20 protein-coding genes are annotated in these 23,774 nt (G+C 52.5%); 14 read left to right on the top strand and 6 right to left on the bottom strand.

Annotation, left to right across the window (positions count from 1 at the left end; translation table 11 throughout):
* Positions 1-567 precede the first annotated feature (567 nt).
* Entirely contained in the window at positions 568-1,206 is a 639-nt protein-coding gene (gene msrA, locus AC0IWZ_RS01235) for a peptide-methionine (S)-S-oxide reductase MsrA (RefSeq protein ID WP_115631261.1), read from the bottom strand.
* 226 nt (positions 1,207-1,432) lie between these two features.
* Here msrA and tamA point away from each other — a divergent pair, with 226 nt between their 5' ends.
* The 3 genes from tamA to AC0IWZ_RS01250 are packed head-to-tail and all read left to right on the top strand — an operon-like array spanning position 1,433 to position 7,286.
* The gene (gene tamA, locus AC0IWZ_RS01240; RefSeq protein ID WP_034492874.1) at positions 1,433-3,166 is read left to right on the top strand and encodes an autotransporter assembly complex protein TamA; all 1,734 of its coding nucleotides are present in this window, start codon (positions 1,433-1,435) and stop codon (positions 3,164-3,166) included.
* On the top strand, positions 3,163-6,939 hold the full coding sequence (tamB, locus tag AC0IWZ_RS01245; RefSeq protein ID WP_471678339.1) for an autotransporter assembly complex protein TamB: 3,777 nt from the start codon (positions 3,163-3,165) through the stop codon (positions 6,937-6,939). Before tamA ends, tamB begins: the two co-directional genes overlap by 4 nt.
* A 2-nt stretch (positions 6,940-6,941) precedes the next feature.
* Positions 6,942-7,286, top strand: a complete 345-nt coding sequence (locus AC0IWZ_RS01250; RefSeq protein WP_410373616.1) for a gamma-glutamylcyclotransferase family protein — start codon at positions 6,942-6,944, stop codon at positions 7,284-7,286.
* 102 nt (positions 7,287-7,388) lie between these two features.
* On the opposite strand, the gene ppa is transcribed toward AC0IWZ_RS01250, so the two are convergent.
* Positions 7,389-7,916: an inorganic diphosphatase gene (gene ppa, locus AC0IWZ_RS01255; RefSeq protein WP_034492882.1), complete on the bottom strand. Its 528-nt coding sequence runs from the start codon at positions 7,914-7,916 to the stop codon at positions 7,389-7,391.
* Positions 7,917-8,209: 293 nt separating this feature from the next.
* On the opposite strand from ppa, the gene ytfQ reads away from it, so the two are divergent.
* From ytfQ to AC0IWZ_RS01280, 5 genes are all read left to right on the top strand, one after another.
* Positions 8,210-9,166, top strand: coding sequence for a galactofuranose ABC transporter, galactofuranose-binding protein YtfQ (gene ytfQ / locus AC0IWZ_RS01260; protein WP_034461239.1), 957 nt, complete (start codon positions 8,210-8,212; stop codon positions 9,164-9,166).
* A gap of 85 nt (positions 9,167-9,251) precedes the next feature.
* Entirely contained in the window at positions 9,252-10,754 is a 1,503-nt protein-coding gene (gene ytfR, locus AC0IWZ_RS01265; protein ID WP_410373617.1) for a galactofuranose ABC transporter, ATP-binding protein YtfR, read from the top strand.
* A 10-nt stretch (positions 10,755-10,764) separates the two neighbouring features.
* Positions 10,765-11,796 (top strand): galactofuranose ABC transporter, ATP-binding protein YtfT, encoded by a 1,032-nt coding sequence (gene ytfT, locus AC0IWZ_RS01270; RefSeq protein ID WP_156104842.1) that lies wholly within the window; start codon positions 10,765-10,767, stop codon positions 11,794-11,796.
* Positions 11,783-12,784, top strand: coding sequence for a galactofuranose ABC transporter, permease protein YjfF (gene yjfF, locus AC0IWZ_RS01275; protein WP_034492890.1), 1,002 nt, complete (start codon positions 11,783-11,785; stop codon positions 12,782-12,784). Before ytfT ends, yjfF begins: the two co-directional genes overlap by 14 nt.
* A 79-nt stretch (positions 12,785-12,863) precedes the next feature.
* Positions 12,864-14,417, top strand: coding sequence for a methyl-accepting chemotaxis protein (locus AC0IWZ_RS01280; RefSeq protein WP_034492893.1), 1,554 nt, complete (start codon positions 12,864-12,866; stop codon positions 14,415-14,417).
* A 104-nt stretch (positions 14,418-14,521) separates the two neighbouring features.
* Here the strand turns inward: AC0IWZ_RS01280 and fbp are convergent, their stop codons facing one another.
* On the bottom strand, positions 14,522-15,520 hold the full coding sequence (fbp, locus tag AC0IWZ_RS01285) for a class 1 fructose-bisphosphatase (RefSeq protein ID WP_034492895.1): 999 nt from the start codon (positions 15,518-15,520) through the stop codon (positions 14,522-14,524).
* A gap of 175 nt (positions 15,521-15,695) precedes the next feature.
* Between fbp and mpl the strand changes: the two genes are divergently transcribed.
* Positions 15,696-17,066, top strand: coding sequence for a UDP-N-acetylmuramate:L-alanyl-gamma-D-glutamyl-meso-diaminopimelate ligase (gene mpl / locus AC0IWZ_RS01290; RefSeq protein WP_471678338.1), 1,371 nt, complete (start codon positions 15,696-15,698; stop codon positions 17,064-17,066).
* Between the two features lie 64 nt (positions 17,067-17,130).
* Here mpl and yjgA read toward each other — a convergent pair whose 3' ends face one another.
* Positions 17,131-17,682, bottom strand: coding sequence for a ribosome biogenesis factor YjgA (gene yjgA, locus AC0IWZ_RS01295; protein ID WP_034492900.1), 552 nt, complete (start codon positions 17,680-17,682; stop codon positions 17,131-17,133).
* A 99-nt stretch (positions 17,683-17,781) separates the two neighbouring features.
* Between yjgA and pmbA the strand changes: the two genes are divergently transcribed.
* The 3 genes from pmbA (at position 17,782) to AC0IWZ_RS01310 (ending at position 20,221) form a co-directional block, all read left to right on the top strand.
* Positions 17,782-19,134, top strand: a complete 1,353-nt coding sequence (gene pmbA / locus AC0IWZ_RS01300) for a metalloprotease PmbA (RefSeq protein ID WP_471678337.1) — start codon at positions 17,782-17,784, stop codon at positions 19,132-19,134.
* A 52-nt stretch (positions 19,135-19,186) separates the two neighbouring features.
* Complete coding sequence (cybC, locus tag AC0IWZ_RS01305) at positions 19,187-19,573, top strand: cytochrome b562 (RefSeq protein WP_034492906.1); 387 nt, start codon at positions 19,187-19,189, stop codon at positions 19,571-19,573.
* Between the two features lie 63 nt (positions 19,574-19,636).
* Positions 19,637-20,221 carry a hypothetical protein gene (locus AC0IWZ_RS01310; protein ID WP_034492909.1) on the top strand — a complete coding sequence of 195 codons (585 nt, stop codon included), beginning with the start codon at positions 19,637-19,639 and terminating at the stop codon, positions 20,219-20,221.
* 69 nt (positions 20,222-20,290) lie between these two features.
* Here the strand turns inward: AC0IWZ_RS01310 and AC0IWZ_RS01315 are convergent, their stop codons facing one another.
* Both AC0IWZ_RS01315 and AC0IWZ_RS01320 read right to left on the bottom strand, forming a co-directional pair.
* On the bottom strand, positions 20,291-20,569 hold the full coding sequence (locus AC0IWZ_RS01315; protein WP_410373620.1) for a helix-turn-helix domain-containing protein: 279 nt from the start codon (positions 20,567-20,569) through the stop codon (positions 20,291-20,293).
* Positions 20,559-20,879 carry a type II toxin-antitoxin system RelE/ParE family toxin gene (locus tag AC0IWZ_RS01320; RefSeq protein ID WP_471678336.1) on the bottom strand — a complete coding sequence of 107 codons (321 nt, stop codon included), beginning with the start codon at positions 20,877-20,879 and terminating at the stop codon, positions 20,559-20,561. The genes AC0IWZ_RS01315 and AC0IWZ_RS01320 overlap by 11 nt, the downstream gene beginning before the upstream one ends.
* 355 nt (positions 20,880-21,234) lie before the next feature.
* On the opposite strand from AC0IWZ_RS01320, the gene mdcA reads away from it, so the two are divergent.
* On the top strand, positions 21,235-22,890 hold the full coding sequence (gene mdcA / locus AC0IWZ_RS01325) for a malonate decarboxylase subunit alpha (protein WP_034492912.1): 1,656 nt from the start codon (positions 21,235-21,237) through the stop codon (positions 22,888-22,890).
* A complete protein-coding gene (locus AC0IWZ_RS01330; RefSeq protein WP_471678335.1) occupies positions 22,890-23,774 on the top strand; it encodes a triphosphoribosyl-dephospho-CoA synthase in 885 nt (294 codons plus the stop codon). Before mdcA ends, AC0IWZ_RS01330 begins: the two co-directional genes overlap by 1 nt.

Genomic DNA, 23,774 nt, shown 5'->3' on the forward strand with positions numbered 1-23,774 from the left:
CATAAAATTTACATATCAACGAATCTCTCTGTTTTTTATTCATATTTGTTTCTTGCTGCATTTATTTTCATCGTGACAGTTATATCTAAGCAATCCATAGGTATTGCAGTGGCAATATGTTCAACTCTAGTTTTAGGGGGAGGTATTTTTAACGAGGGTTTGCCGTATCGGGCATTATTGTTCATATTTGCGGCTGCTTTGGCATATTCGTTTGTTTTTATATGTAATTTTCAATTTAAACAATCAATATCTGGATTTTCTAAATGCATAAGATACCTGAAAACCATCCTGTTAGTGATATATCCAGTTTGTCTGTTCTTTGAACAAGATATGTTTAGGCGTGTGTCAATATTCATTGCTTGTATTATTGCTCTATTTTTCTTTATTTCCTGGATGAATAGAAAACTTCAATAAAATTATATGAAATCCTCGCTGGCGATCTGCGTTGTCGTTGCAGGGCTGAATTCGGCGAGAGCCAACAAGTGTTAGCGCATCGCCTGAACCTCACTGATATTCATGTTCCTGCTGATCATGTCGGATGTCGCAGCCGCTTATCCGACCTGTGATTTAACCTTGTGGCGGCAAACAAACACCAATGCCACCGATGCCGCAGTAACCATACGGGTTTTTATGCAGATACTGCTGGTGGTCATCTTCGGCGTAATAGAACGGCCCGGCGTTAGCGATTTCGGTGGTGATTTTTCGGTCATCCCCGGATTGCGTCATTGCCTGCTGGAAGCGCTCAAAACTGGCGCGAGCCGCCGCATCTTGTTCCGGTGTGAGCGGGTAGATTGCGGAGCGATACTGCGTGCCTGTATCGCCGCCCTGGCGCATGCCCTGAGCGGGATCGTGGTTTTCCCAGAACACGTGCAGCAGTTGTTCGTAACTCACCACGTTGGGATCGTAAACCACGCGCACGGCTTCGGTGTGCCCGGTCATACCGCTACAAACTTCATGGTAAGTGGGATTCGGGGTAAAACCTCCGGCATACCCAGCGGCGGTACTGTAAACCCCCGGCAATCTCCAGAATAAACGCTCAACGCCCCAGAAACAGCCCATCGCAAAATAAGCGATTTCCATGCCATCTGGTACATTTGTCATGGAATGCTCGTTAACCGCATGCAAAGTGGCGATAGGCATCGGGGTATTGCGACCAGGCAGCGCTTCCGACTGGGTGACGCGATGGGTTTTCTCAAATAATTTCATCAGTCGTGATCTCCCGATATTGACTAAATTTAACAACAACCTGCGTGCGGTTGTAACGAAGTGCGTAATTGCGGACAATAACCACGCTTTATGAGACTACAGTACATATAAGAATTATTTGGGTTATTGTGCGATTTTCAACCCCAATTGTTGGGGTTTTGTTAAGCCAAAGACGGGCGATGACGTTTCCTTCCAGGGGTGGGAACAAGGATATTCAGGAGAAAACGTGCCAAAGATCCATATTATTTGCTCGGCCTGTTTGTGCCTGGTAAGCACGTGGGCCGGAGCTGCTAACGTGCGTTTGCAGGTTGATGGGTTAAGCGGCGAACTACAAAAAAACGTTCGCGCACAGCTTTCTACCATCCAGAGTGATGAAGTGACGCCGGACCGGCGTTTCCGTGCCCGTGTGGACGATGCTATTCGTAATGGCCTGAAAGCGCTCGGCTATTACGAACCGACTATTGATTTTGACCTGCGCCCACCACCAACCAAAGGGCGCCAGGTTTTGATTGCCAAAGTCGATCCCGGCCCGCCGGTATTAATTGGCGGCACCGATGTGATTCTGCGTGGTGGCGCGCGCGACGATAAAGATTATATTGCGCTGCTGGGCGAACGCCCAAAGATTGGCACCGTTCTGAATCATCATGATTACGACAGTTTCAAAAAAGATCTCTCGAATATTGCGGTGCGCAAAGGTTATTTCGACAGCGAGTTCACCAAAAGCCAGCTCGGTGTGTCGCTCGAGCGCCGTCAGGCGTTCTGGGATATCGATTACAACAGCGGCGAGCGTTACCGTTTTGGTGCCGTCACCTTTGAAGGTTCCCAGATTCGTGAAGAATATCTGCAAAACCTGGTGCCGTTTAAGCAGGGCGATTATTACCAGTCGAAAGACCTGGCTGAACTGAACCGCCGGTTGTCTGCCACGGGTTGGTTTAATTCCGTGGTGGTTGCACCAGAATTCGACGAAGCGCGCAAAACCAAAGTATTGCCGCTGCACGGCGTGGTTTCGCCGCGTACTGAAAACACCATCGAGACCGGTGTGGGTTATTCCACCGACGTGGGACCGCGCGTTAAAGCGTCGTGGAAAAAACCGTGGATGAACTCCTACGGGCACAGCCTGACCAGCAGTATCAGCCTGTCAGCGCCGGAGCAGATTTTCGATTTCAGCTACAAAATGCCGCTGCTGAAAAACCCGCTCGAGCAATATTATCTGGTGCAGGGCGGCTTTAAAGCCACTGACCTGAACGACACCAAGTCAGATTCCACCACGCTTGCCGTCTCGCGATACTGGGATTTATCCAGCGGCTGGCAACATGCCATCAACCTGCGCTGGAGTCTCGACCACTTTACACAGGCAGATGTCACCAATACCACGATGCTGCTTTATCCGGGCGTGAGCCTTAACCGCACCCGTTCTCGCGGCGGTTTAATGCCGACCTGGGGCGACTCACAACGCTATTCGATAGACGTTTCCGACACCATGTGGGGTTCCGATGTGGACTTCGCCGTCGCGCAGGCGCAACAGGTCTGGATCCGTACTTTGCAGGAAAAGCACCGCTTTGTGGTGCGCGGCAATGTGGGCTGGATTGAAACCAATAACTTCGACAAAGTGCCGCCAGACTTGCGTTTCTTTGCCGGTGGCGACCGCAGTATTCGCGGCTATTCCTACAAATCTATCTCACCTGAAAACGAGAAGGGCGAACTGACCGGGGCATCCAAACTCCTCACCGGCTCGCTGGAATATCAATACAACGTGACCGGGAAATGGTGGGGGGCGGTGTTCGTCGATTCAGGCGAAGCGGTGAACGATATTAAACAGAGCAACTTTAAAACTGGCGCAGGCGTTGGCGTGCGCTGGCAGTCACCCGTTGGGCCAATCAAGCTCGATTTCGCCGTTCCGGTGGCGGATAAAGATGAGCATGGCGTACAGTTTTACATCGGTCTGGGGCCTGAACTATGAGTCGCTGGAAGAAGATAAGCCTCGCGGTGTTGGTGTTTGTGGTGCTGCTGATTGGCACCGTGGGTTTCCTGGTGGGGACAACCACCGGGCTACACGTATTATTTAATGCCGCTAACCGCTGGGTGCCGGGTTTAGATATCGCCAGTGTTACAGGTGGCTGGCGTAATCTGACCATCAAAGGGCTGCGCTACGAACAACCGGGCGTGGACGTTCGGGCGGGTGAGGTTAACCTCGCGGTTAAACTCGGCTGTCTGCGTGACAGCAGCCTGTGCGTGAATAATCTCTCGCTCAAAGATATCGACGTGGTTATCGACAGCAAAAAAATGCCGCCGTCGGCCCCGGTTCAGGAAGAAGACTCCGGCCCGCTCAATCTCACCACACCGTATCCCATCACGTTAAGCCGCGTGGCGCTAAATAACGTCAATATCAAAATTGATAACACTACCGTTTCGGTGATGGAATTTACCTCGGGCCTTAACTGGCAGGAGCGTAATCTGACGGTCACGCCGACCAACCTCGAAGGCTTATTGATTGCCTTGCCAAAGGTCGCCAAAGTCGCTCAGGAACAGGTGGTCGAACCGAAAATTCAGAACCCGCAGCCGGAAGAGTTGCCGCTGGGCGAAACGCTCAAGCAACTGTTTGAAAAGCCTGTTTTGCCAGAAATGACCGATGTGCATTTGCCGTTGAACCTGAATATTCAGGAGTTCCGTGGCTCGCAACTGCGCCTGACGGGTGACACCGATTTGCTGGTCAGCAGCTTGTTGCTGAAAGTCAGCAGCATCGACGGTTCTCTGAAGCTTGATGCGCTGGATGTCGACTCCTCACAAGGTATCGTCAATGCCACCGGGAGCGCGGAACTGCGCGACAAATGGCCAGTCGATTTGACGCTCAATACCACGCTGAATATCGACCCGATAAAAGGCGAAAAGGTGAAGATGAAAATTGGCGGGGAATTGCGGGATGTGCTGAAAGTCGGCATGAATCTCTCAGGCCCGGTCGATATGGAATTCACCGCGCACACGCAACTTGCCGAAGCCGGTTTGCCGCTCAATCTCGAAGTGGTGAGCAAGCAGCTTTACTGGCCGTTTACCGGCAAAAAGGAGTATCAGGCCGATAACCTTAAGCTGAAATTCAGCGGCAAAATGACTGACTACACGCTGTCATTGCGCACCGATGTGAAAGGCGAGCAAATCCCGCCAGCCACCATCACGCTTGACGCTAAAGGTAATGAGCAACAGCTCAATCTCGACAAACTGCGCGTGGCGGCTTTGCAGGGCAACACCGACCTGAAAGCAGTGCTCGACTGGAGCAAAGCCATTAGCTGGCGCGGCGAGCTGAAACTCGACGGCATCAACACGGCGAAGCAATTCCCGGACTGGCCTGCCAAACTCGACGGCCTGGTGAAAACCAGCGGCAGTTTGTACGGCGGGAGTTGGCAGGTGGATGTGTCTGACCTGAAACTCGCCGGTAACGTCAAAAATAACAAAGTGAATGTCGCCGGGAAGCTCAACGGCAACAGCTACATGCAGTGGAAGATCCCTGGCCTGCACATTGAACTGGGGCGCAATAGCGCGGATGTTAAAGGTGAACTGGGCCAGAAAGATTTGGCGCTGGATGCCACCATTGATGCGCCTAATCTCGACAACGCGCTGCCAGGTCTGGGCGGTACGGCGAAAGGCACGATTAAAGTGCGCGGCGATGTGAAAGCACCGCAGTTGCTGGCGGATGTCACGGCGAATAATTTGCGCTGGCAAGAGCTTTCGATTGCACGTGTTCTGCTGAAAGGGGACGTGAAGTCCACCGATCAAATTGCGGGCACTCTGGATTTACGCGTTGAGCGAATTTCCCAGCCGGGCGTTGATCTTAGCCTTGTGACGCTGGCCGCAAAAGGTTCTGAAAAACAGCACCAGCTGCAAGTGCGAATTCAGGGGGAACCGGTTTCCGGGCAGTTAGATTTGAGTGGCAGCTTCTCTCGCGAAGAAGAACGCTGGCGCGGCAATCTCAGCAACACGCGCTTTGAAACGCCGGTTGGCCCGTGGTCTTTGAACCGTTCTCTGGCGCTCGATTACCGCAACAAAGAGCAGAAAATCAATATTGGCGCGCATTGCTGGACGAACCCGAATGCTGAACTTTGCGTGCCGCAGCCGATTGACGCTGGTGCGAAAGGGCGGGCGTTGGTCAATCTGAACCGCTTTGATTTGGCGATGCTCAAACCGTTTATGCCAGCCGATACGCAGGCGGTAGGCACGTTCAGTGGCCGGGCGGATGTCAGCTGGGATGCGGAATCTGAAGGCTTGCCGCAGGGTTCTGTGACGCTCGCGGGTAACGGCGTTAAAGTCACGCAGATGGTGAACGATAGCCCGCTGCTGGTGGCGTTCGACACGCTTAATTTGAATGCGGAACTCAAAAACAACCAGGCGAAGTTGGGCTGGTTGATTCGTGTTGCTCAAAACGGTCAGTTCGACGGCCAGGTTCAAATTAGCGATCCGCAGAACCGCCGCAATCTCGCCGGTAATGTGAATATGCGCAACTTTGATTTGGCTATCGCCAACGCGGTGTTCGCCCGGGGGGAAAAAGCCGCTGGCAAACTTAACGCCAATTTACGCCTCGCGGGCAATGCCGAGCGACCACAAATCTTCGGCCAATTGCAGCTTAATGGCGTGGATGTTGACGGCAACTTTATGCCGTTCGATATGCAGCCAAGCCAGCTTGCCATGAACTTTAATGGTATGAACTCGACGCTTGCGGGAACGGTGCGCACCAAACAGGGCGATATTGCCCTGAGCGGCGATGCGGACTGGACGCAAATCGACAACTGGCGAGCGCGGGTGGCGGCGAAAGGCAATAAGGTGCGCATCACGGTGCCGCCAATGGTACGACTCGATGTGTCGCCGGATGTTGAGTTTGTCGCCACGCCAAGTCTGTTTACGCTTGATGGCAGCGTCGATATTCCATGGGCGCGAATTGTGGTGCATGACGTTCCGGAAAGCTCGGTGGGGGTATCCAGCGATGAAGTGATGCTGGATAAAGATCTGAAACCCGTTAAACCGCAAACGGCGGGGATCCCGATCAACAGCAATCTGGTGATCCACGTCGGCAACAATGTGCGTCTGGATGCATTTGGCCTGAAAGCGCGCTTAAGCGGCGATTTGAAAATGGTGCAGGATCGCCAGGGCTTAGGCTTGAACGGGCAGATCAATATTCCAGAAGGGCGCTTCCATGCTTACGGGCAGGATCTGATTGTGCGCAAAGGCGAGCTGTTATTCTCAGGCCCGCCGGATCAACCTTTGCTGAATATCGAAGCGATTCGTAACCCGGAATCCACAGAAAACGACGTTATTGCTGGTGTTCGTGTCACAGGATCGGCTGATGAGCCAAAAGCTGAAATATTTTCTGATCCTGCCATGTCACAGCAAGAAGCCTTGTCCTACCTGCTTCGCGGGCAAGGTTTAGACAGTTCTGGCGACGATGGCAACGCCATGACGTCAATGCTTGTGGGTCTGGGGGTTGCACAAAGTGGGCAGGTTGTGGGTAAAATCGGCGAGACGTTTGGCGTAAGCAATCTGGCGCTTGATACCGCAGGGGTGGGGGATTCCTCACAAGTGGTGGTCAGTGGCTATGTACTGCCAGGTCTCCAGGTGAAATATGGAGTGGGTATTTTTGACTCATTGGCGACACTAACACTGCGTTATCGCCTGATGCCTAAGCTGTATCTGGAAGCGGTGTCTGGTATCGATCAGGCACTTGATCTGCTTTATCAGTTTGAGTTTTAGCAATGCGAATATTTGTTTACGGCAGTTTAAGACGCAAGCAAGGTAACAGCCACTGGATGACAAACGCCCAGTGGCTTGGGGAGCATCATGTCGAAAACTACGCTTTATACAGCCTCGGCCACTATCCGGGCGTCGTCCCGGGTGAAGGTTCCGTGATGGGTGAAGTGTATCGAATTGATGCGTCCACACTCTCTGAGCTGGATGCTCTTCGCACCAAAGGCGGGGAGTACAAACGCCAGCTCATTCAGACCCCATACGGCAGCGCATGGATGTACGTTTACCAAAGGCCGGTGGATGGCCTTACCCGCATCGAAAGCGGTGACTGGCTGGATAAAGATCAGTATTAGTGACTTCTCAGGTCGGATTAGCGAAAGCGACATTCGACATAAGCTGCATAAAAAAACACCGCCATTTGGCGGTGTTTTCACAAGCATTCAGCGAGGCGAGAATTACTTCTTAGCGCGCTCGAAGGAAGCAACGATTTCAGCTTTAGCCGCTTCTGCATTGTCCCAACCTTCAACTTTAACCCATTTGCCTTTTTCAAGCGCTTTGTACTGCTCGAAGAAGTGGGAGATCTGCGCTTTTAGCAGTTCTGGCAGGTCGTTCACATCTTTAATGTGATCGTATTCTTTGCTCAGTTTGGTGTGCGGAACGGCAACCAGCTTGGCATCTTCGCCCGCTTCGTCAGTCATTTTCAGCACGCCAACTGGACGGCAACGAATCACAGAACCTGGTTGCAGTGGGTATGGCGTTGGAACCAGAACGTCAACCGGGTCACCGTCTAAAGACAGGGTATGGTTGATGTAGCCGTAGTTGCACGGATAGAACATCGCGGTGGACATGAAACGGTCAACAAACAGCGCGCCGGTGTCTTTATCAATTTCATATTTGATAGGATCAGCGTTCGCTGGGATTTCGATAACAACGTAGATGTCTTCCGGCATATCTTTGCCCGCAGGGACGTTGAGTAAGCTCATGTCTTTTTCCTTTAAACTGATGTCATTCAAGTGCCGCGTATTATAGCTAACTCGATTTAAATGTCTTCGCCTCTTTTTGCCTTCACTTCTTAGCCGCAACCGTTTCCAGAACCTTCCGACAACGGGAAAATCCATAAACATAGCCATATTCTTTATAAAATTGTGTAAGCGGTTACAGCCATGCGCATGACTTGTTTGAAGTGTGATGTAACTCATTCTGTTAGCCACTATGTCGTCTATAGTTTTCTCGAAGGTCAGGTATTAACCAACAATAACCCTACGAGGATGTACCTATGTGGAAGCGCTTACTTTTGGTCTCTGCTGTCTCCGCAGCTATGTCGTCTATGGCGATAGCTGCTCCGTTAACGGTCGGATTTTCGCAGGTAGGATCTGAATCCGGTTGGCGTGCGGCAGAAACGTCGGTTGCAAAGAGCGAAGCTCAGAAACGTGGCATCACGCTGAAAATCGCTGATGGACAACAAAAACAAGAAAACCAGATTAAAGCAGTGCGTTCATTCATTGCCCAGGGCGTTGACGCTATCTTCATCGCACCAATCGTCGCCACGGGCTGGGAGCCAGTACTACAAGAAGCAAAAGAGGCAAAAATCCCGGTATTCCTGCTCGACCGTAATATCGATGTAAAAGACAAATCGCTGTACATGACGGTAGTGACCGCCAACAACGTGCTGGAAGGCCAGTTGATCGGCGAGTGGCTGCTCAAAGAGCTTAACGGTAAACAATGTAACGTGGTTGAGCTGCAAGGCACCGTGGGCGCAAGCGTGGCAATCGACCGTAAGAAAGGTTTTGCCGACGCCATTTCTAAAGCGTCTAACGTGAAAATCATTCGTTCCCAGTCTGGCGACTTTACCCGCAGCAAAGGGAAAGAAGTCATGGAAAGCTTCATCAAAGCCGAGAACAACGGCAAAAACATCTGCATGGTTTACGCGCATAACGATGACATGGTGATCGGTGCTATCCAGGCCATTAAAGAAGCGGGCCTGAAACCAGGCAAAGACATTCTGACCGGTTCAATCGATGGCGTGCCGGATATCTACAAAGCGATGATCGATGGCGAAGCTAACGCCAGCGTAGAGCTGACGCCAAACATGGCCGGCCCGGCGTTTGACGCGCTCGAGAAGTTCAAAAAAGACGGCACCATGCCGGAAAAAGTGACCATCACCAAGTCTACTTTGTATCTCCCGGATACCGCGAAAGAAGAGCTTGAGAAGAAAAAATCGATGGGCTACTAAGCTGCTTTACCCCTCACCCTAACCCTCTCCTTGGGGAGAGGGGCGGGGTGAGGGCGTCCGGACTTGTAGCGTGCAGAGGACAATAATGAACACCAACAACAATCAGGAAATTCTGCGCACGGAAGGCTTATCGAAACATTTCCCAGGGGTTAAGGCACTAGACAAAGTGGACTTCAGCCTCAATCGCGGCGAAATCATGGCGCTACTGGGCGAAAACGGAGCAGGGAAATCAACGCTAATCAAAGCGTTAACCGGTGTTTATCAGCGCGATAGCGGCAATATTTACCTCGAAGGTGAGCTTATCTCACCAAAGAATACTGCCCATGCCCAACAGCTTGGCATCGGCACGGTGTATCAGGAAGTGAACCTGCTGCCGAATATGTCGGTGGCGGATAACCTGTTTATTGGCCGCGAGCCGCGTCGCTTTGGGTTTATACAACGCAAAGAGATGGAAAAGCGCGCCACCCGGCTGATGGAATCCTACGGGTTTTCGCTGGATGTCGCCGAACCGCTCAACCGCTATTCCGTGGCGATGCAGCAGATCGTCGCGATTTGCCGGGCCATCGATCTGTCGGCCAAAGTGCTGATCCTCGATGAACCCACCGCCAGCCTCGACACCAAAGAAGTCGAAATGCTATTCACCCTGATGCGCCAGCTGCGCGATCAGGGCGTCAGCCTGATCTTCGTCACCCATTTCCTCGATCAAGTTTATGAAGTCACCGATCGCATCACCGTGTTGCGTAACGGGATGTTCGTCGGTACGCGTAATACCCGGGATCTGCCGCAGATCGAACTGGTGAAAATGATGCTGGGGCGTGAACTGGAAACTAACGCCCTGAACCGTGCGGGCCGTACATTACTGAGCGACAAACCGGTCGCCGCGTTTAAAGATTTCGGCAAGAAAGGGGTGATCAACCCATTCGATCTGGAAGTCCGTCCAGGGGAGATCGTCGGGCTGGCGGGATTATTAGGATCCGGGCGCACCGAAACCGCCGAAGTGATATTTGGGATCAAGCCCGCAGACAGCGGTAACGCGTGGATCAAAGGCAAGCAACAATCGCTGCGATCGCCGCATAAAGCCTCGTCGCTCGGCATTGGTTTTTGCCCGGAAGACAGGAAAACCGACGGTATTATTGCCGCCGCCTCGGTACGTGAAAACATCATTCTGGCATTGCAGGCCCAGCGCGGCTGGCTGCGCCCAATCCCTAAACGTGAGCAGTATCAGATAGCCGAACGGTTTATCCGCCAGTTGGGTATCCGCACGCCAGGTCCCGATCAACCGATCGAATTTCTCTCTGGCGGCAATCAGCAAAAAGTTCTTCTCTCGCGGTGGCTGCTAACTAAACCGCAATTCCTGATCCTCGATGAACCGACGCGTGGGATAGACGTTGGCGCACACGCCGAAATTATCCGCCTGATCGAAACCTTATGTGCCGATGGTCTGGCGCTGCTGGTTATTTCTTCAGAACTCGAAGAGCTGGTGGGTTACGCGGATCGCGTGATCATCATGCGTGACAGGCAGCAAGTGGCTGAGATCCCGCTCGCTGAACTTTCCGTATCGGCAATTATGAATGCCATTGCGGCATAAGGAGTAACACGTGATGCCTCGTTCATTGCCGCAAACGGATGCCGAAAAGCCAAAGCGAAATTTCCGCTGGCCGCCGGGTATTCCACAATTGGTCGCGTTGGTGCTGGTGCTATTAGTTGATAGCCTGGTCGCTAACCATTTCTTTGATATCGTGGTGCAAAACGGACGCCTGTTCGGCAGCCCGATAGATATTCTTAACCGTGCGGCACCGGTCGCATTATTGGCGATTGGTATGACGCTGGTGATCGCCACCGGCGGTATTGATCTTTCCGTTGGCGCGGTGATGGCGATTGCGGGTGCGACTGCCGCAACGTTAACCGTCGATGGACACAGCCTGGCGGTGGTGATCCTGGCGTCACTGGGCGTCGGCATCCTGGCCGGATTGTGGAACGGTATTCTGGTCGCCATTCTCAAGATCCAGCCCTTTGTCGCCACCCTGATTCTGATGGTCGCCGGGCGCGGTGTGGCGCAACTTATCACTGCCGGGCAAATCGTCACGTTTAACTCGCCCAACCTTTCATATCTTGGCAGCGGCGCGCTGTTCTTCTTCCCGACGCCGGTGATTATCGTGCTGGCAACGCTGCTGCTCTTCTGGCTGTTTACCCGTAAAACGGCGCTGGGCCTGTTTATTGAATCGGTCGGGATTAACATTCGTGCGGCGAAAAACGCCGGGGTGAATACGCGCCTCGTCGTGATGCTGACTTACGTACTGAGTGGCCTGTGCGCCGCTATCGCCGGGATTATCGTGACCGCCGATATTCGCGGTGCCGATGCCAATAACGCCGGATTGTGGCTGGAACTGGACGCCATTCTGGCGGTGGTTATCGGTGGCGGTTCGCTGATGGGCGGGCGTTTTAACATCGCGCTTTCGGTGATTGGGGCACTGATTATTCAGGGGATGAACACCGGCATTCTGCTTTCTGGCTTTCCGCCTGAGCTTAACCAGGTGGTGAAAGCGGTGGTGGTGATGTGCGTGCTGATTGTTCAGTCACCGCGTTTTATTGCTTTGCTCAAAGGACTCCGTCGCCATGATCAAACGTAACTTGCCGTTGATGATTACCCTGGCGGTGTTTGTGCTGGGGTATCTGTACTGCCTGACGCAATTCCCCGGTTTTGCCTCAACGCGGGTAATTTGTAACATTCTGACTGATAACGCGTTTCTGGGGATTATTGCCGTTGGCATGACGTTTGTGATCCTCTCCGGCGGCATCGATCTTTCCGTTGGTTCAGTGATCGCCTTTACCGGCGTATTCCTCGCCAAAGCGATTGGCTTCTGGGGATTATCGCCGCTGGTGGCTTTCCCGCTGGTGCTGCTGATGGGCTGCGCATTCGGCGCGTTTATGGGGTTGTTGATTGATGCGCTGAAAATCCCGGCGTTTATTATTACGCTTGCCGGGATGTTCTTCCTGCGCGGGGTCAGTTACCTGGTGTCCGAAGAGTCGATTCCGATTGATCACCCGATTTACGACACGCTGTCTAACCTTGCCTGGCGCATTCCCGGCGGGGGGCGATTAAGTGCTATGGGCCTGCTGATGCTGGCCGTGGTAGTGATTGGTATTTTCCTTGCGCACCGCACCCGTTTTGGCAACCAGGTTTATGCGATTGGCGGCAACGCCACGTCGGCCAACCTGATGGGGATTTCCACGCGCAGCACCACCATTCGCATTTATATGCTTTCAACCGGGCTTGCCACGCTCGCTGGAATTGTGTTTTCACTCTATACCTCAGCGGGTTATGCGCTGGCGGGAATGGGCGTGGAGCTGGACGCGATTGCCTCGGTGGTTATCGGCGGCACGTTGTTAAGCGGCGGCGTGGGAACTGTGCTCGGCACTTTATTTGGCGTGGCGATTCAGGGGCTGATTCAGACCTATATCAACTTCGATGGCACGCTCAGTTCCTGGTGGACGAAAATCGCCATCGGCATTTTGCTGTTTATTTTCATTGCCCTACAGCGCGGCCTGACGGTGCTGTGGGAGAACCGCCAAAGCTCGCCAGTGAAGCGCATTAACGTGACGCCTGGTCAAAGTTAAATCGCTTTGCCTAAGGTTTCCCCGGTGATGGTCGATAACACTTCAATCGTTTCTATCGTTCTGTCACCGGGAAAAGAGCATGTTGAAAAATTTGTCTATTCGCACGGGGCTGCTGACTCTGTTGGCAGTTATGACCTTCCTGTTGTTATTTGTCAGCGGCATGGGCATTTACGCTCTGCAACAAAGCTCAACTTCACTCCAGAAAATCAACAGCCTACAGGGCGAGCAGATGGTGCGCTTGTCTGATGGTTATGTCTCTTTGCTGCGCGCGCGTAATGGTGCCGGGCAGGCGGTTCGACAGATGGAAATTGGCTTGCTGGATGATGCAACAAAATCTACCGATTACGTCGCAAGTGACGTCACTGCGGCGCAGCAGAAGCTGAAAGAGTTTATCGATAGCGGCGTGGGTGACGAAGAGGGCAACCGCCTGATTCAAAACTTATCGCAAAGTTATGCGGACTATCTCGCAAAAGGCATTAATCCGATGCTGGCTGCACTCACCAAACAAAACCCCGATGATTACTACGATTTGCTTGAGCACACGCTGATCCCGCTATCGCAGAAGTTTGATACCGATGTGGAGATTTTCCAGCAGTGGGGCGAACAGCGCGGCAATAGCGAAGTTGAAGCGGTGCAATTGCATAAGAAAATCGTCCTTACGCTAATTATTATCGCCGCATTGCTCACCGCCGGAATTATCGTGCTGGTGTGGCTGGCGCTGCGTCATTTGCTGCTCAAACCGCTGAATCAGTCAATTGAGCAACTGGAGTTTGTCGCCAAAGGTGATTTAACTCAGCAACTGCCCACGGCGGGGAATAATGAATTTGGTCGGCTGGCAGCCGCGATTACGGTAATGCGTGATTCGCTGATGGAATCGGTCAGCCGCGTGCGTGATGCCAGCTCGCAAATTGACACCGGCAGCCGCGAACTGGCGGCGGGTAACCAGAATCTGGCTCAACGGACTGAATCCACTGCCACGTCACTTGAGCAAACCGCCGCCAGCATGGAGCAGATCACCGCGACCGTGAAACAGAACGCCGATAACGCGGAGCAGGCACACAAACTGGCAAAAGATGTCTCTGATACCGCCGATCGTGGCAGTGAAATGGTGTGCTATGTGATTGAGAAAATGCGTGATATCTCCAGCAGTTCCGATCGTATTGCCGACATCCTCAGCGTTATCGACGGTATCGCCTTCCAGACCAATATCCTGGCGCTGAACGCCTCGGTAGAAGCGGCGCGTGCGGGTGAGCAAGGGCGCGGGTTTGCGGTGGTGGCGGGCGAAGTACGTACCCTGGCAAGCCGCAGTGCTGATGCAGCAAAAGAGATCCGCACCTTGATTTCTGACTCGCAAAACCACGTTGGCGAAGGCCGTGAACTGGCGCAACAAGCCGGGGAAACCATGGATGAAATCGCCGAAGAAGTGATGCGTATGACCCGGCTGGTCAGTGAAATCGCCAATGCATCGAACGAACAAAGTTATGGTATCGAGCAGGTGAATATCGCGGTCAGCCAGATGGATGAAGCAGCGCAGCAAAATGCGGCACTGGTTCAGGAATCAACAGCGGCTACGCGATCGCTTGAAGAGCAGTCACAGCATTTGGTGGCGGCAATGGCGACGTTTAGGTGTTGATTCACGCGCCCTCACCCTAACCCTCTCCCCCGGGAGAGGGGATTGCTCGGTATTCTCCCTCTCCTGGGGGAGAGGGCCGGGGGGAGGGGGTAAATTAAAACGAATTAAGCGTCCGGGTACTCACGAATAAAACGTTCTACATCATCAACCATGTGTTCGTTGCCCACGAAGAACGGGCGGCGCTGATGCAGGGTTTCCGGGATGATATCCAGAATACGTTCTTTACCGTCGCTGGCTTTGCCGCCGGCTTGTTCCGCAAGGAACGCCATCGGATTGCCTTCATACAGCAAACGCAGTTTCCCTTGCGGGTGGCTGGCGGTGCTTGGGTAGAGATAAATTCCACCTTTCAGCAGGTTACGGTGGAAATCTGCCACCAGCGAACCGATGTAGCGTGAGGTGTACGGGCGCTGAGTATTTGAATCTTCTTCCTGGCAGAACTTAATGTACTTTTTAACACCCTGTGGGAAACGGATGTAGTTCCCTTCGTTGATGGAATAGGTGCTGCCAATTTCCGGGAAGCGCATGCGCTCCTGGCACAGGCAGAACACGCCAAGGGAAGGGTCGTAGGTGAAGGCGTGAACGCCACAACCGGTGGTGTAAACCAGCATGGTTGAGGAACCGTAAACCACATAACCGGCGGCGACCTGGCGGTTGCCTGGCTGAAGGAAATCAGCTTCAGTGACAGGAGTGCCTACCGGCGTAATGCGGCGATAGATAGAGAAAATTGTTCCTACTGACACGTTCACATCGATGTTTGATGAGCCGTCGAGCGGGTCCATCAATACAACATACTTGGCATGTTCCGCGCCTTCGAAAACAACGATGTCATCTTCTTCTTCGGAAGCCACACCCGCCACAATCCCTCGGGCTTTCAGTGCGGCTTTCAGTTTTTCGTTCGCGAACAGGTCGAGTTTTTGCTGCACTTCGCCCTGAACGTTTTCAGCTCCGCTGGCACCCAGAATATCAACCAGACCCGCTTTGTTGATGTCGCGGTGGATGATCTTTGCGCCGAGCTTTATCGCCGACAGCAAGGCAGTCAGTTCACCGGTTGCGTGGGAGAACTCGTGCTGCTTTTCGACAATAAATTCACCTAACGTTTTCATAACACTTTCCCTGCATCAGTCAGTTAAATAAAACGATTGCAACAATCCTAACAAAGATTCAAATAGTAGCGTACAGGTGAATCGCGCCAGCAAAATACGGAATTAACTTAAATGCGATTTGCCACCACCTCACATACGGTTAGAATGTGCGCCAAATAATGAAAGGATGGTTTTTATGCGCATTCATATTTTGGGTATTTGCGGCACGTTTATGGGCGGCCTGGCTATGCTGGCACGTTCACTCGGCCATGAGGTGACTGGCTCGGACGCCAACGTCTACCCACCAATGAGCACTTTGCTTGAAGAGCAAGGTATTGAATTAATTCAGGGCTATGATCCGAGCCAGCTCGAACCACAACCGGACCTGGTTATTATCGGTAACGCGATGACGCGTGGAAATCCATGTGTTGAAACCGTTCTCGAGAAAAGCATTCCTTATATGTCTGGCCCGCAATGGCTACACGATTTCGTACTGCGTGACCGTTGGGTGATTGCCGTTGCGGGAACGCACGGTAAAACCACTACTGCGGGTATGGCGACATGGATTCTGGAAGCCTGTGGCTACAAACCTGGCTTTGTGATTGGCGGCGTACCGGGGAACTTCGATGTTTCTGCACGTCTGGGCGATAGCCCGTTCTTCGTGATTGAAGCCGATGAATACGATTGTGCGTTCTTCGACAAGCGTTCCAAATTCGTGCATTACTGCCCGCGCACATTGATCCTCAATAACCTTGAGTTCGACCATGCGGACATTTTTGACGACCTGAAAGCGATTCAGAAACAGTTCCACCATCTGGTGCGTATCGTGCCGGGTCAGGGGAAAATCATCTGGCCTGAAAGCGATACCAACATTAAGCAAACGCTGGCGATGGGTTGCTGGAGTGAGCAAGAGCTGGTGGGTGAACAAGGTCACTGGCAGGCGAAGAAACTGAATCCGGACGCGTCCAACTGGGAAGTGTATCTGGATGGCGAACGTGTCGGCGAAGTGCACTGGCAGTTGGTGGGCGAACATAACATGCATAATGGTTTGATGGCGATTGCCGCCGCGCGCCATGTGGGTGTGACGCCAGCAGACGCGGCTAAAGCGTTGGATAGTTTTGTGAATGCGCGTCGTCGCCTTGAATTGCGTGGCGAAGAAAATGGCGTGACGGTGTATGACGATTTCGCGCATCACCCGACGGCGATTCTGGCAACGCTTGCGGCATTACGCGGCAAAGTGGGCGGCACGGCGCGTATTCTGGCGGTGCTTGAGCCTCGTTCCAACACCATGAAAATGGGCCTGAGTAAAGATGACCTTGCGCCATCGCTAGGCCGTGCAGACGAAGTGTTCTTGCTCCAGCCGCCACATATTCCGTGGCAAGTGGTGGAAGTCGCAGAAGCCTGTATTCAGCCTGCGCACTGGAGTGCAGATGTCGATACTCTGGTGGATATGGTGGTGAAAACTGCCCAGCCTGGCGACCACATTCTGGTAATGAGCAATGGTGGTTTCGGCGGGATTCATCAGAAATTGCTGGATGCGCTGGCGAAGAAAGCTGAAAAACAGTAATAAAAAAACCCGCATTTGCGGGTTTTTTTATGGGTGGCAAAATTCATTCAGCCACTTTAGTTTCTTAGCCCTGGCTTTCGGCCAGTTCGCGCAGATAAGAGAAAATCTGGCGGTAAGATTTTGGCGGCTTATTGGCTGCCTTTTCTTTTTGAGCGTTACGGATCAGTACGCGCAATTGCTGACGGTCAGCTTCCGGGTAAAGTCTTAACACTTCGGTCATCGCATCATCACCTTCTTCAACCAGGCGGTCACGCAATGCTTCCAGTTTATGGAACAGCGCAACTTGCTGGTTGTGACGGTTTTTCAGCTTGTCCAGCGCCACACGGATCGGGTCCATATCGCGCGAACGCATCATTTTGCCAATCAACTGAACCTGGCGGCGACGGCCTTCTTTTTTGATTTTCTGAGCAAGATCAATCGCGGCACGCAAATCTTCATCCAGAGGGATTTTGTCGAGCGCGTTCTTGCCCAACTCCATCAGCTCCATACCGAGGCGTTTTAATTCCTCGGCATCACGCTTAATTTCGCTTTTACTGACCCAGATAATCTCATCATCTTCGTCTTCATTTTCGTCATCTGGGACGTCGTCGAGCCAGTCATCGGGCTGCTTAGTCATATTAGGCTCCTTAAAAAAAGTGGCTAATTCTACCAGTAAAGCCTGTTCACTGCGAAATTGTTCTGTTCTGGGTTAGACTTAATTCACTCACCTTACATTATGGCAGTAGCGATGAAAGTAAACACGCAAGTAGCACAACAACGTCAGGTTCTGGAACAAGCGGTATCTCAGGCGCTGGAATTGGCTTCCGCTCAGTCCGACGGCGCAGAAGTCGCCGTCAGTAAAACCACTGGTATCAGCGTAAGCACCCGATACGGTGAGGTGGAAAACGTCGAATTCAACAGTGATGGCGCGCTTGGCATCACCGTTTATCATCAAAACCGTAAAGGCAGCGCGTCCACAACCGATCTTAGCGCGGATGCCGTAGCGCGTACCGTGCAGGCAGCACTGGATATTGCCCGTTACACCTCCCCGGACGAATTCGCCGGTGTGGCAGAAAAAGAGTTACTGGCTTTCGAAGCGCCAGATCTGGACTTGTTCCACCCGACCGAAATGGACGCCGACCGCGCCATTGAACTGGCAGCGCGTGCGGAAAACGCCTCGCTGAACGTCGATAAGCGCATCAACAACACCGAAGGCGGCAGCTTTAACAGCCACTACGGCATCAAAGTTTTCGGCAATAGCCACGGCATGCTGCAAAGCTATTGCTCCACGCGCCATTCGCTTTCTAGCTGTGTTATCGCAGAAGTTAACGGTGAGATGGAGCGTGATTACGCCTATACCATTGGTCGTGCGATGGAAGACCTCGACAGCCCGGAATCTGTTGGTGCTGAGTGCGCACGCCGCACGTTGGCGCGCCTTTCTCCGCGTAAGCTTTCCACCATGAAAGCACCGGTTATCTTTGCCGCCGAAGCCGCAACTGGCCTGTTCGGGCATTTAGTGGGCGCGATTGCGGGTGGCTCGGTTTACCGTAAATCGACCTTCCTGCTGGATTATTTAGGCAAACAAGTTTTGCCGGAATGGCTGACCATTGAAGAGCATCCGCATTTGCTTAAAGGGCTGGCTTCCACGCCGTTCGATAGCGAAGGTGTACGCACAGAACGCCGGGACATCATCAAAGACGGCATCCTGCAACAGTGGCTGCTGACCAACTATTCTGCACGCAAACTGGGACTGAAAAGCACCGGCCATGCGGGCGGCATCCATAACTGGCGCATTGAAGGGCGCGGCCTGGATTTCGACGGTATGCTGAAAGAAATGGGCACCGGGCTGGTCGTGACTGAGCTGATGGGCCAGGGCGTGAGTGGCATTACCGGCGACTATTCTCGTGGTGCGTCTGGTTTCTGGGTCGAGAACGGCGAGATTCAATATCCGGTGAGCGAAATCACTATTGCCGGAAATCTTAAAGATATGTGGCGAGAAATTGTTACAGTAGGTAGCGATATTGAGAAGCGCAGTAATATTCAATGTGGTTCAGTGCTGTTGCCGGAGATGAAAATCGCCGGCCAATAGAAACCGTAAGAGGCGCGTCCTGCCGCGCCTTTCTAATAAAAAAGGTGAGTCAATGCGTAAGCAATTAATTGCAATGTTGGCAGTATCGTCCGTGTTATTTACTGGCGCTGTAATGGCGAAAGATGTTGGCGATGATATGGATACCATCGCTGAAAACTACAAAACCGTGTTGAAGACCGATAACGCGGCGGAATTAAAAACCTCGCTTAACAATATGCGCGCGGCAGCATTAGATGCGCAAAAAGGCACCCCACCTAAACTTGAAAACAAAGCCTCAGACAGCGCGGAGATGAAAGATTATCGCCACGGCCTGGATCTGCTGGTCGGCCAAATTGACGGCGCGCTGAAACTGGCAAACGAAGGCAAAGTTAAGGAAGCGCAGGCGGCTGCCGAAGAATTTAAAACCACTCGCAATGCCTACCATAAGAAATACCGCTAAGCTCATACTGGCCCTGCCCACAGGGCCAAAAATATTCGCTTATCTTATAAGGACATCTGATTTATGAAACCGATTCAAACCTTTATCAAAGGTGCTGCTACTGTTTCGCTGCTGGCTTTCAGTGTTTTTTCCGCTAATGCTACAGTCCTGCCGGTTGCGGGCGATTTCCAGGCCGACCATTTCTCCGCGAAAATTGTATCAGTTGATCAAAAAAATCATGTTGTGGTGCTTGAGGGTGAGCAAGGGAACAAAGTTTCCCTTAATGTTCCTGAAGAAGCCGGTACGTTGGCCAATTTGAAAGCGGGCGACACCGTTGATACCACCGTGACGCGTTCCGTTGCTATCGCTTTTGATACCAACGTTGATAAAGCCGCACCTACGGCTTCAACCACCAAAGGTATGGAAAAAGCGACCAGTGGTTCACCTGAGCACGAAGCCTTCCGCCAGGTTAACGTTCAGCTGAAAATTAAACACATCGATCTGAAAAAGAATGAAATCACCTTCGTAGGACCAAAAGGTCAGGAAAAAACGGTAACCGTTGAAGACCCTAAAGTTCAGGCGAAATTGAAAGATCTGAAAGTGAACCAAAGCGTGCGCGTGACTTATACCGATTCAATTAAAATCACCGCTCGCCCAGCTAAATCCTAATAGCTGTGTGCTAAACCCCTCTTTCTGTTTGTGGGAAGGGGGGATGTTTAAGTCCACCAATCGAGACTTTCAGATTTGCTGGAGTTTAAAATTAACTCCGCATGCGCGGGCATAACGCATTAATGTTTCATAGCTCATTTTAGTGGCATTTTTTTCCATGCGCGAAACCGTTGGGGGTTTTATTCCCATTCGCTCAGCAACTTGTGCAGAAGTAAGGCCTGCTTCAATCCTCCAGTTTTGCAATGTTGCCTGAAGGCTTTCCAGTTCTTCTTCGCCTTCATAGGCCGCACGGTATTCAGGGTCTTTCATCAGGTTTGTATGAACCTGCTCAAGCGTTTTATGTTTCATTCTTCATTTCCTCCAGTCGATGAAAGGCCAGATTAAGTTCACCTGATGGTGTCTTTTGCGACTTTTTGATAAAGATGCGCAACAGAAAAATGTGTTCCCCTTTTTGATAAACCCAAAGTCCTCGGGCAATGTCAGTCCCCATCGTTCGAATCTCGAATAATCCGTCGCCTAAATACTGGCTATCTGGCTCTCTGAGTAACCAGGGGCTAATTTCAAGTTTCTTTAACAGTCTGGTCATTTTGGCCTGGACAGGAGTGGGCAACGCTTTCAATTCCTTTTCCGCCTCAGTGTGAATAATCACAGTGAACATACGGCTTCTCCATGAACTGCAAGTTAGTATAAAAGCTAAGTTAGCTCAAGAGCTAATATTGAGGGTTGTGTGTGGCGTCCATCACACTGTCACTTCGGACATTCTACAAACTTCCCCTAATCGCCCAACCGCCAGTACTTCACCTTGCGGCATGTCTCGTAATTATGATTTTTGTTGGTCAGCTAGCCCACATTCCCTTTCCCCGCCTTCCACCTTCGTCACAAAACAGAATATCCATTATTACTCTAAGGCTAATGATTGGCCCCTGAGCTTAATTGATGGTCGAACCAGTGAGGCGCACAATTTAACCAGACTAAAGCAAATCAAAATGATTGGCTGAATCAGGAGGTTAAATATGTTGTCCGGGCAAACCCCAGCACGAGTCTGGAACACACGCCGCACTGAGAAGCAGCGTCGTATGGCTACCACCAACGTGCAGGGCAAGGTGCTTCCAACCGAAGGCCTTGTCGATATGCTGGAAAAACTGATCGCTCCAGGCGATCGTGTGGTGCTTGAAGGGAACAACCAAAAACAGGCGGATTTCCTTTCCCGCATGTTGGCCGAAGTAAACCCATCAAAAGTTCACAACCTGCATATGATTATGCCGAGCGTCGGGCGCAGCGAACACCTTGATATTTTTGAAAAAGGTATCGCTCGCAAGCTCGATTTCTCCTTCTCTGGCACCCAGAGCCTGCGCATTTCGCAGCTGCTTGAAGACGGTCAGTTAGAGATTGGCGCAATTCATACTTATATCGAACTCTATTCCCGCTTATATGTCGATCTTGCGCCGAACGTTGCGCTGATTGCTGGCTTTAAAGCTGACCGCAAAGGCAACTTGTATACCGGTGCCAGCACCGAAGACACGCCAGCGCTGGTCGAAGCGGCAGCCTTCCACGATGGCATTGTTATCGCCCAGGTTAACGAACTGGTGGACGACGAATGCGATCTGCCGCGTGTGGATATTCCGGGTTCGTGGATTGACTACGTAGTAGTGGCGGACAAACCGTTCTTTATCGAACCGCTGTTTACCCGCGACCCGCGCCTGATTAAGCAAGAGCACATCCTGATGGCGATGATGGCGATTAAAGGCATCTACGCCGAGCACAACGTGCAATCGCTTAACCACGGCATCGGCTTTAACACCGCCGCCATCGAACTGCTGCTGCCAACTTACGGCGAGCAACTCGGCCTGAAAGGCAAAATCTGTAAACACTGGACGCTGAACCCGCACCCAACATTGATTCCTGCTATTGAAAGCGGCTGGGTTGAAACCGTGCACTGCTTCGGCGGTGAGTTGGGAATGGAAGAGTACGTTCGCGCTCGCCCGGATGTGTTCTTTACCGGTGCCGACGGTTCCATGCGCTCCAACCGCGCGTTCTGCCAGTTAGCAGGCCAGTACGCGGTAGATATGTTCATCGGTTCTACTTTGCAGGTTGATGGCTATGCCAACTCCTCAACGGTGACGCGCGGTCGCTTGTCCGGTTTCGGTGGTGCGCCAAACATGGGGCATGACCCACACGGTCGTCGCCATGCAACTGACGCCTGGCTTGCGATGCAGGCCCAGCCAGATCTGATGCAGCGTGGCCGTAAGCTCGTCGTGCAGATGGTTGAAACCTTCCAGGCCGGCGTTAAGCCGACATTCGTGGAAAAACTCGATGCGGTTGAAGTCGCAAAATCCTCCGGTATGCCACTGGCTCCGGTCATGATTTATGGCGACGACGTCACTCACGTTTTGACCGAAGAAGGTATCGCGTATCTGTATCGCGCTGAAAGCCTTGAAGAACGCCGTGCGATGGTCGCCTCCGTTGCGGGTATCACCGACATCGGCCTGGGCGTTGACGCTAAACGCGTTGCCGCACTGCGCCAGAGTGGCAAAGTGGTCTTCCCGGAAGACATGGGCATTCGTCGCACCGACGCAACCCGTTCCCTGCTGGCAGCCAGCAGCGTGGCGGATTTGGTCGAGTGGTCTGGCGGCCTGTATAACCCACCTGCGAAATTCCGGAGCTGGTAATGAAACTACAGCCACAAATCGGGGCAGAAGGCAGCGCGCAATGGCTTGCACGGGTTGCCACCCAAAGCCTGATTGAAGAAGCACGTTTAAGCCCGAAACCCGGTCTTGTGGACAGCCGGGGAAATGGCGCTCATCACGATCTGAATCTGGATTTGATGGAGCGCTCGGCGCACAGCCTTTCTCCGACGTTTCATGCTCTGGCATTACAAAGCTGGCAGCGCCCGGCAGATATCGCTCTGCGCCAACTCGTTGGCCGTTTAGGTCGTGAAGGCGAGGCGCAGATGATGGCGGCTACAGGCGGAGTGAATACTCACCGGGGCGCTATCTGGGCACTCGGTTTGCTGGTCGCCGCGGCAGCAATGCATGGCTGCGAAGGCAGCAGTTCGCAGATTGCGGCAAGTGCCGCAAAACTTGCCAGCCTGCCGGACAGCTACGCACCAAAAGTTTTCAGTAAGGGGTTACTCGCCACGCGTCGTTATCGCGTTCCCGGTGCTCGCGAAGAAGCACAACTTGGCTTCCCGCACATCATGCGTCTGGCATTGCCGCAACTGCGCCGCAGCCGTTCGAACGGTGCAACGGAGCAGCAGGCTCGCCTTGATGCGCTGATGGCCATCATGACGACGCTTAGCGATACCTGTGTACTTTCTCGCGCCGGGCTTGAAGGGCTTGAAGCCATGCAAAACGGTGCGCGTAGCGTGCTGGTGGCAGGTGGGACGGCGACGGTTGAGGGCCGAACTGCTCTGGCCTGGCTTGATAAAGAGATGCTCACACTGAATGCGTCTCCGGGCGGAGCCGCAGATTTGCTGGCCGCGACCTTGCTGATTGACCGCATCGCCTGCGATGACGCGACGATTACCCCATTACCGCAACATTCACACTTTTAA

The sequence above is a fragment of the Buttiauxella sp. AC142 genome, from assembly GCF_979253435.1.

Excerpts from the sequence above, each read along its gene's own strand:
- AC0IWZ_RS01310 (WP_034492909.1), top strand. The coding sequence starts at position 19,637 with ATGAAACCGATTCAAACCTTTATCAAAGGTGCTGCTACTGTTTCGCTG.
- cybC (WP_034492906.1), top strand. The coding sequence starts at position 19,187 with ATGCGTAAGCAATTAATTGCAATGTTGGCAGTATCGTCCGTGTTATTT.
- AC0IWZ_RS01330 (WP_471678335.1), top strand. The coding sequence starts at position 22,890 with ATGAAACTACAGCCACAAATCGGGGCAGAAGGCAGCGCGCAATGGCTT.
- yjfF (WP_034492890.1), top strand. The coding sequence starts at position 11,783 with ATGATCAAACGTAACTTGCCGTTGATGATTACCCTGGCGGTGTTTGTG.
- ytfR (WP_410373617.1), top strand. The coding sequence starts at position 9,252 with ATGAACACCAACAACAATCAGGAAATTCTGCGCACGGAAGGCTTATCG.
- pmbA (WP_471678337.1), top strand. The coding sequence starts at position 17,782 with ATGGCAGTAGCGATGAAAGTAAACACGCAAGTAGCACAACAACGTCAG.
- mpl (WP_471678338.1), top strand. The coding sequence starts at position 15,696 with ATGCGCATTCATATTTTGGGTATTTGCGGCACGTTTATGGGCGGCCTG.
- AC0IWZ_RS01280 (WP_034492893.1), top strand. The coding sequence starts at position 12,864 with ATGTTGAAAAATTTGTCTATTCGCACGGGGCTGCTGACTCTGTTGGCA.
- mdcA (WP_034492912.1), top strand. The coding sequence starts at position 21,235 with ATGTTGTCCGGGCAAACCCCAGCACGAGTCTGGAACACACGCCGCACT.
- fbp (WP_034492895.1), bottom strand. The coding sequence starts at position 15,520 with ATGAAAACGTTAGGTGAATTTATTGTCGAAAAGCAGCACGAGTTCTCC.
- tamB (WP_471678339.1), top strand. The coding sequence starts at position 3,163 with ATGAGTCGCTGGAAGAAGATAAGCCTCGCGGTGTTGGTGTTTGTGGTG.
- ytfQ (WP_034461239.1), top strand. The coding sequence starts at position 8,210 with ATGTGGAAGCGCTTACTTTTGGTCTCTGCTGTCTCCGCAGCTATGTCG.
- ppa (WP_034492882.1), bottom strand. The coding sequence starts at position 7,916 with ATGAGCTTACTCAACGTCCCTGCGGGCAAAGATATGCCGGAAGACATC.
- AC0IWZ_RS01250 (WP_410373616.1), top strand. The coding sequence starts at position 6,942 with ATGCGAATATTTGTTTACGGCAGTTTAAGACGCAAGCAAGGTAACAGC.
- yjgA (WP_034492900.1), bottom strand. The coding sequence starts at position 17,682 with ATGACTAAGCAGCCCGATGACTGGCTCGACGACGTCCCAGATGACGAA.
- AC0IWZ_RS01320 (WP_471678336.1), bottom strand. The coding sequence starts at position 20,879 with ATGTTCACTGTGATTATTCACACTGAGGCGGAAAAGGAATTGAAAGCG.
- AC0IWZ_RS01315 (WP_410373620.1), bottom strand. The coding sequence starts at position 20,569 with ATGAAACATAAAACGCTTGAGCAGGTTCATACAAACCTGATGAAAGAC.
- msrA (WP_115631261.1), bottom strand. The coding sequence starts at position 1,206 with ATGAAATTATTTGAGAAAACCCATCGCGTCACCCAGTCGGAAGCGCTG.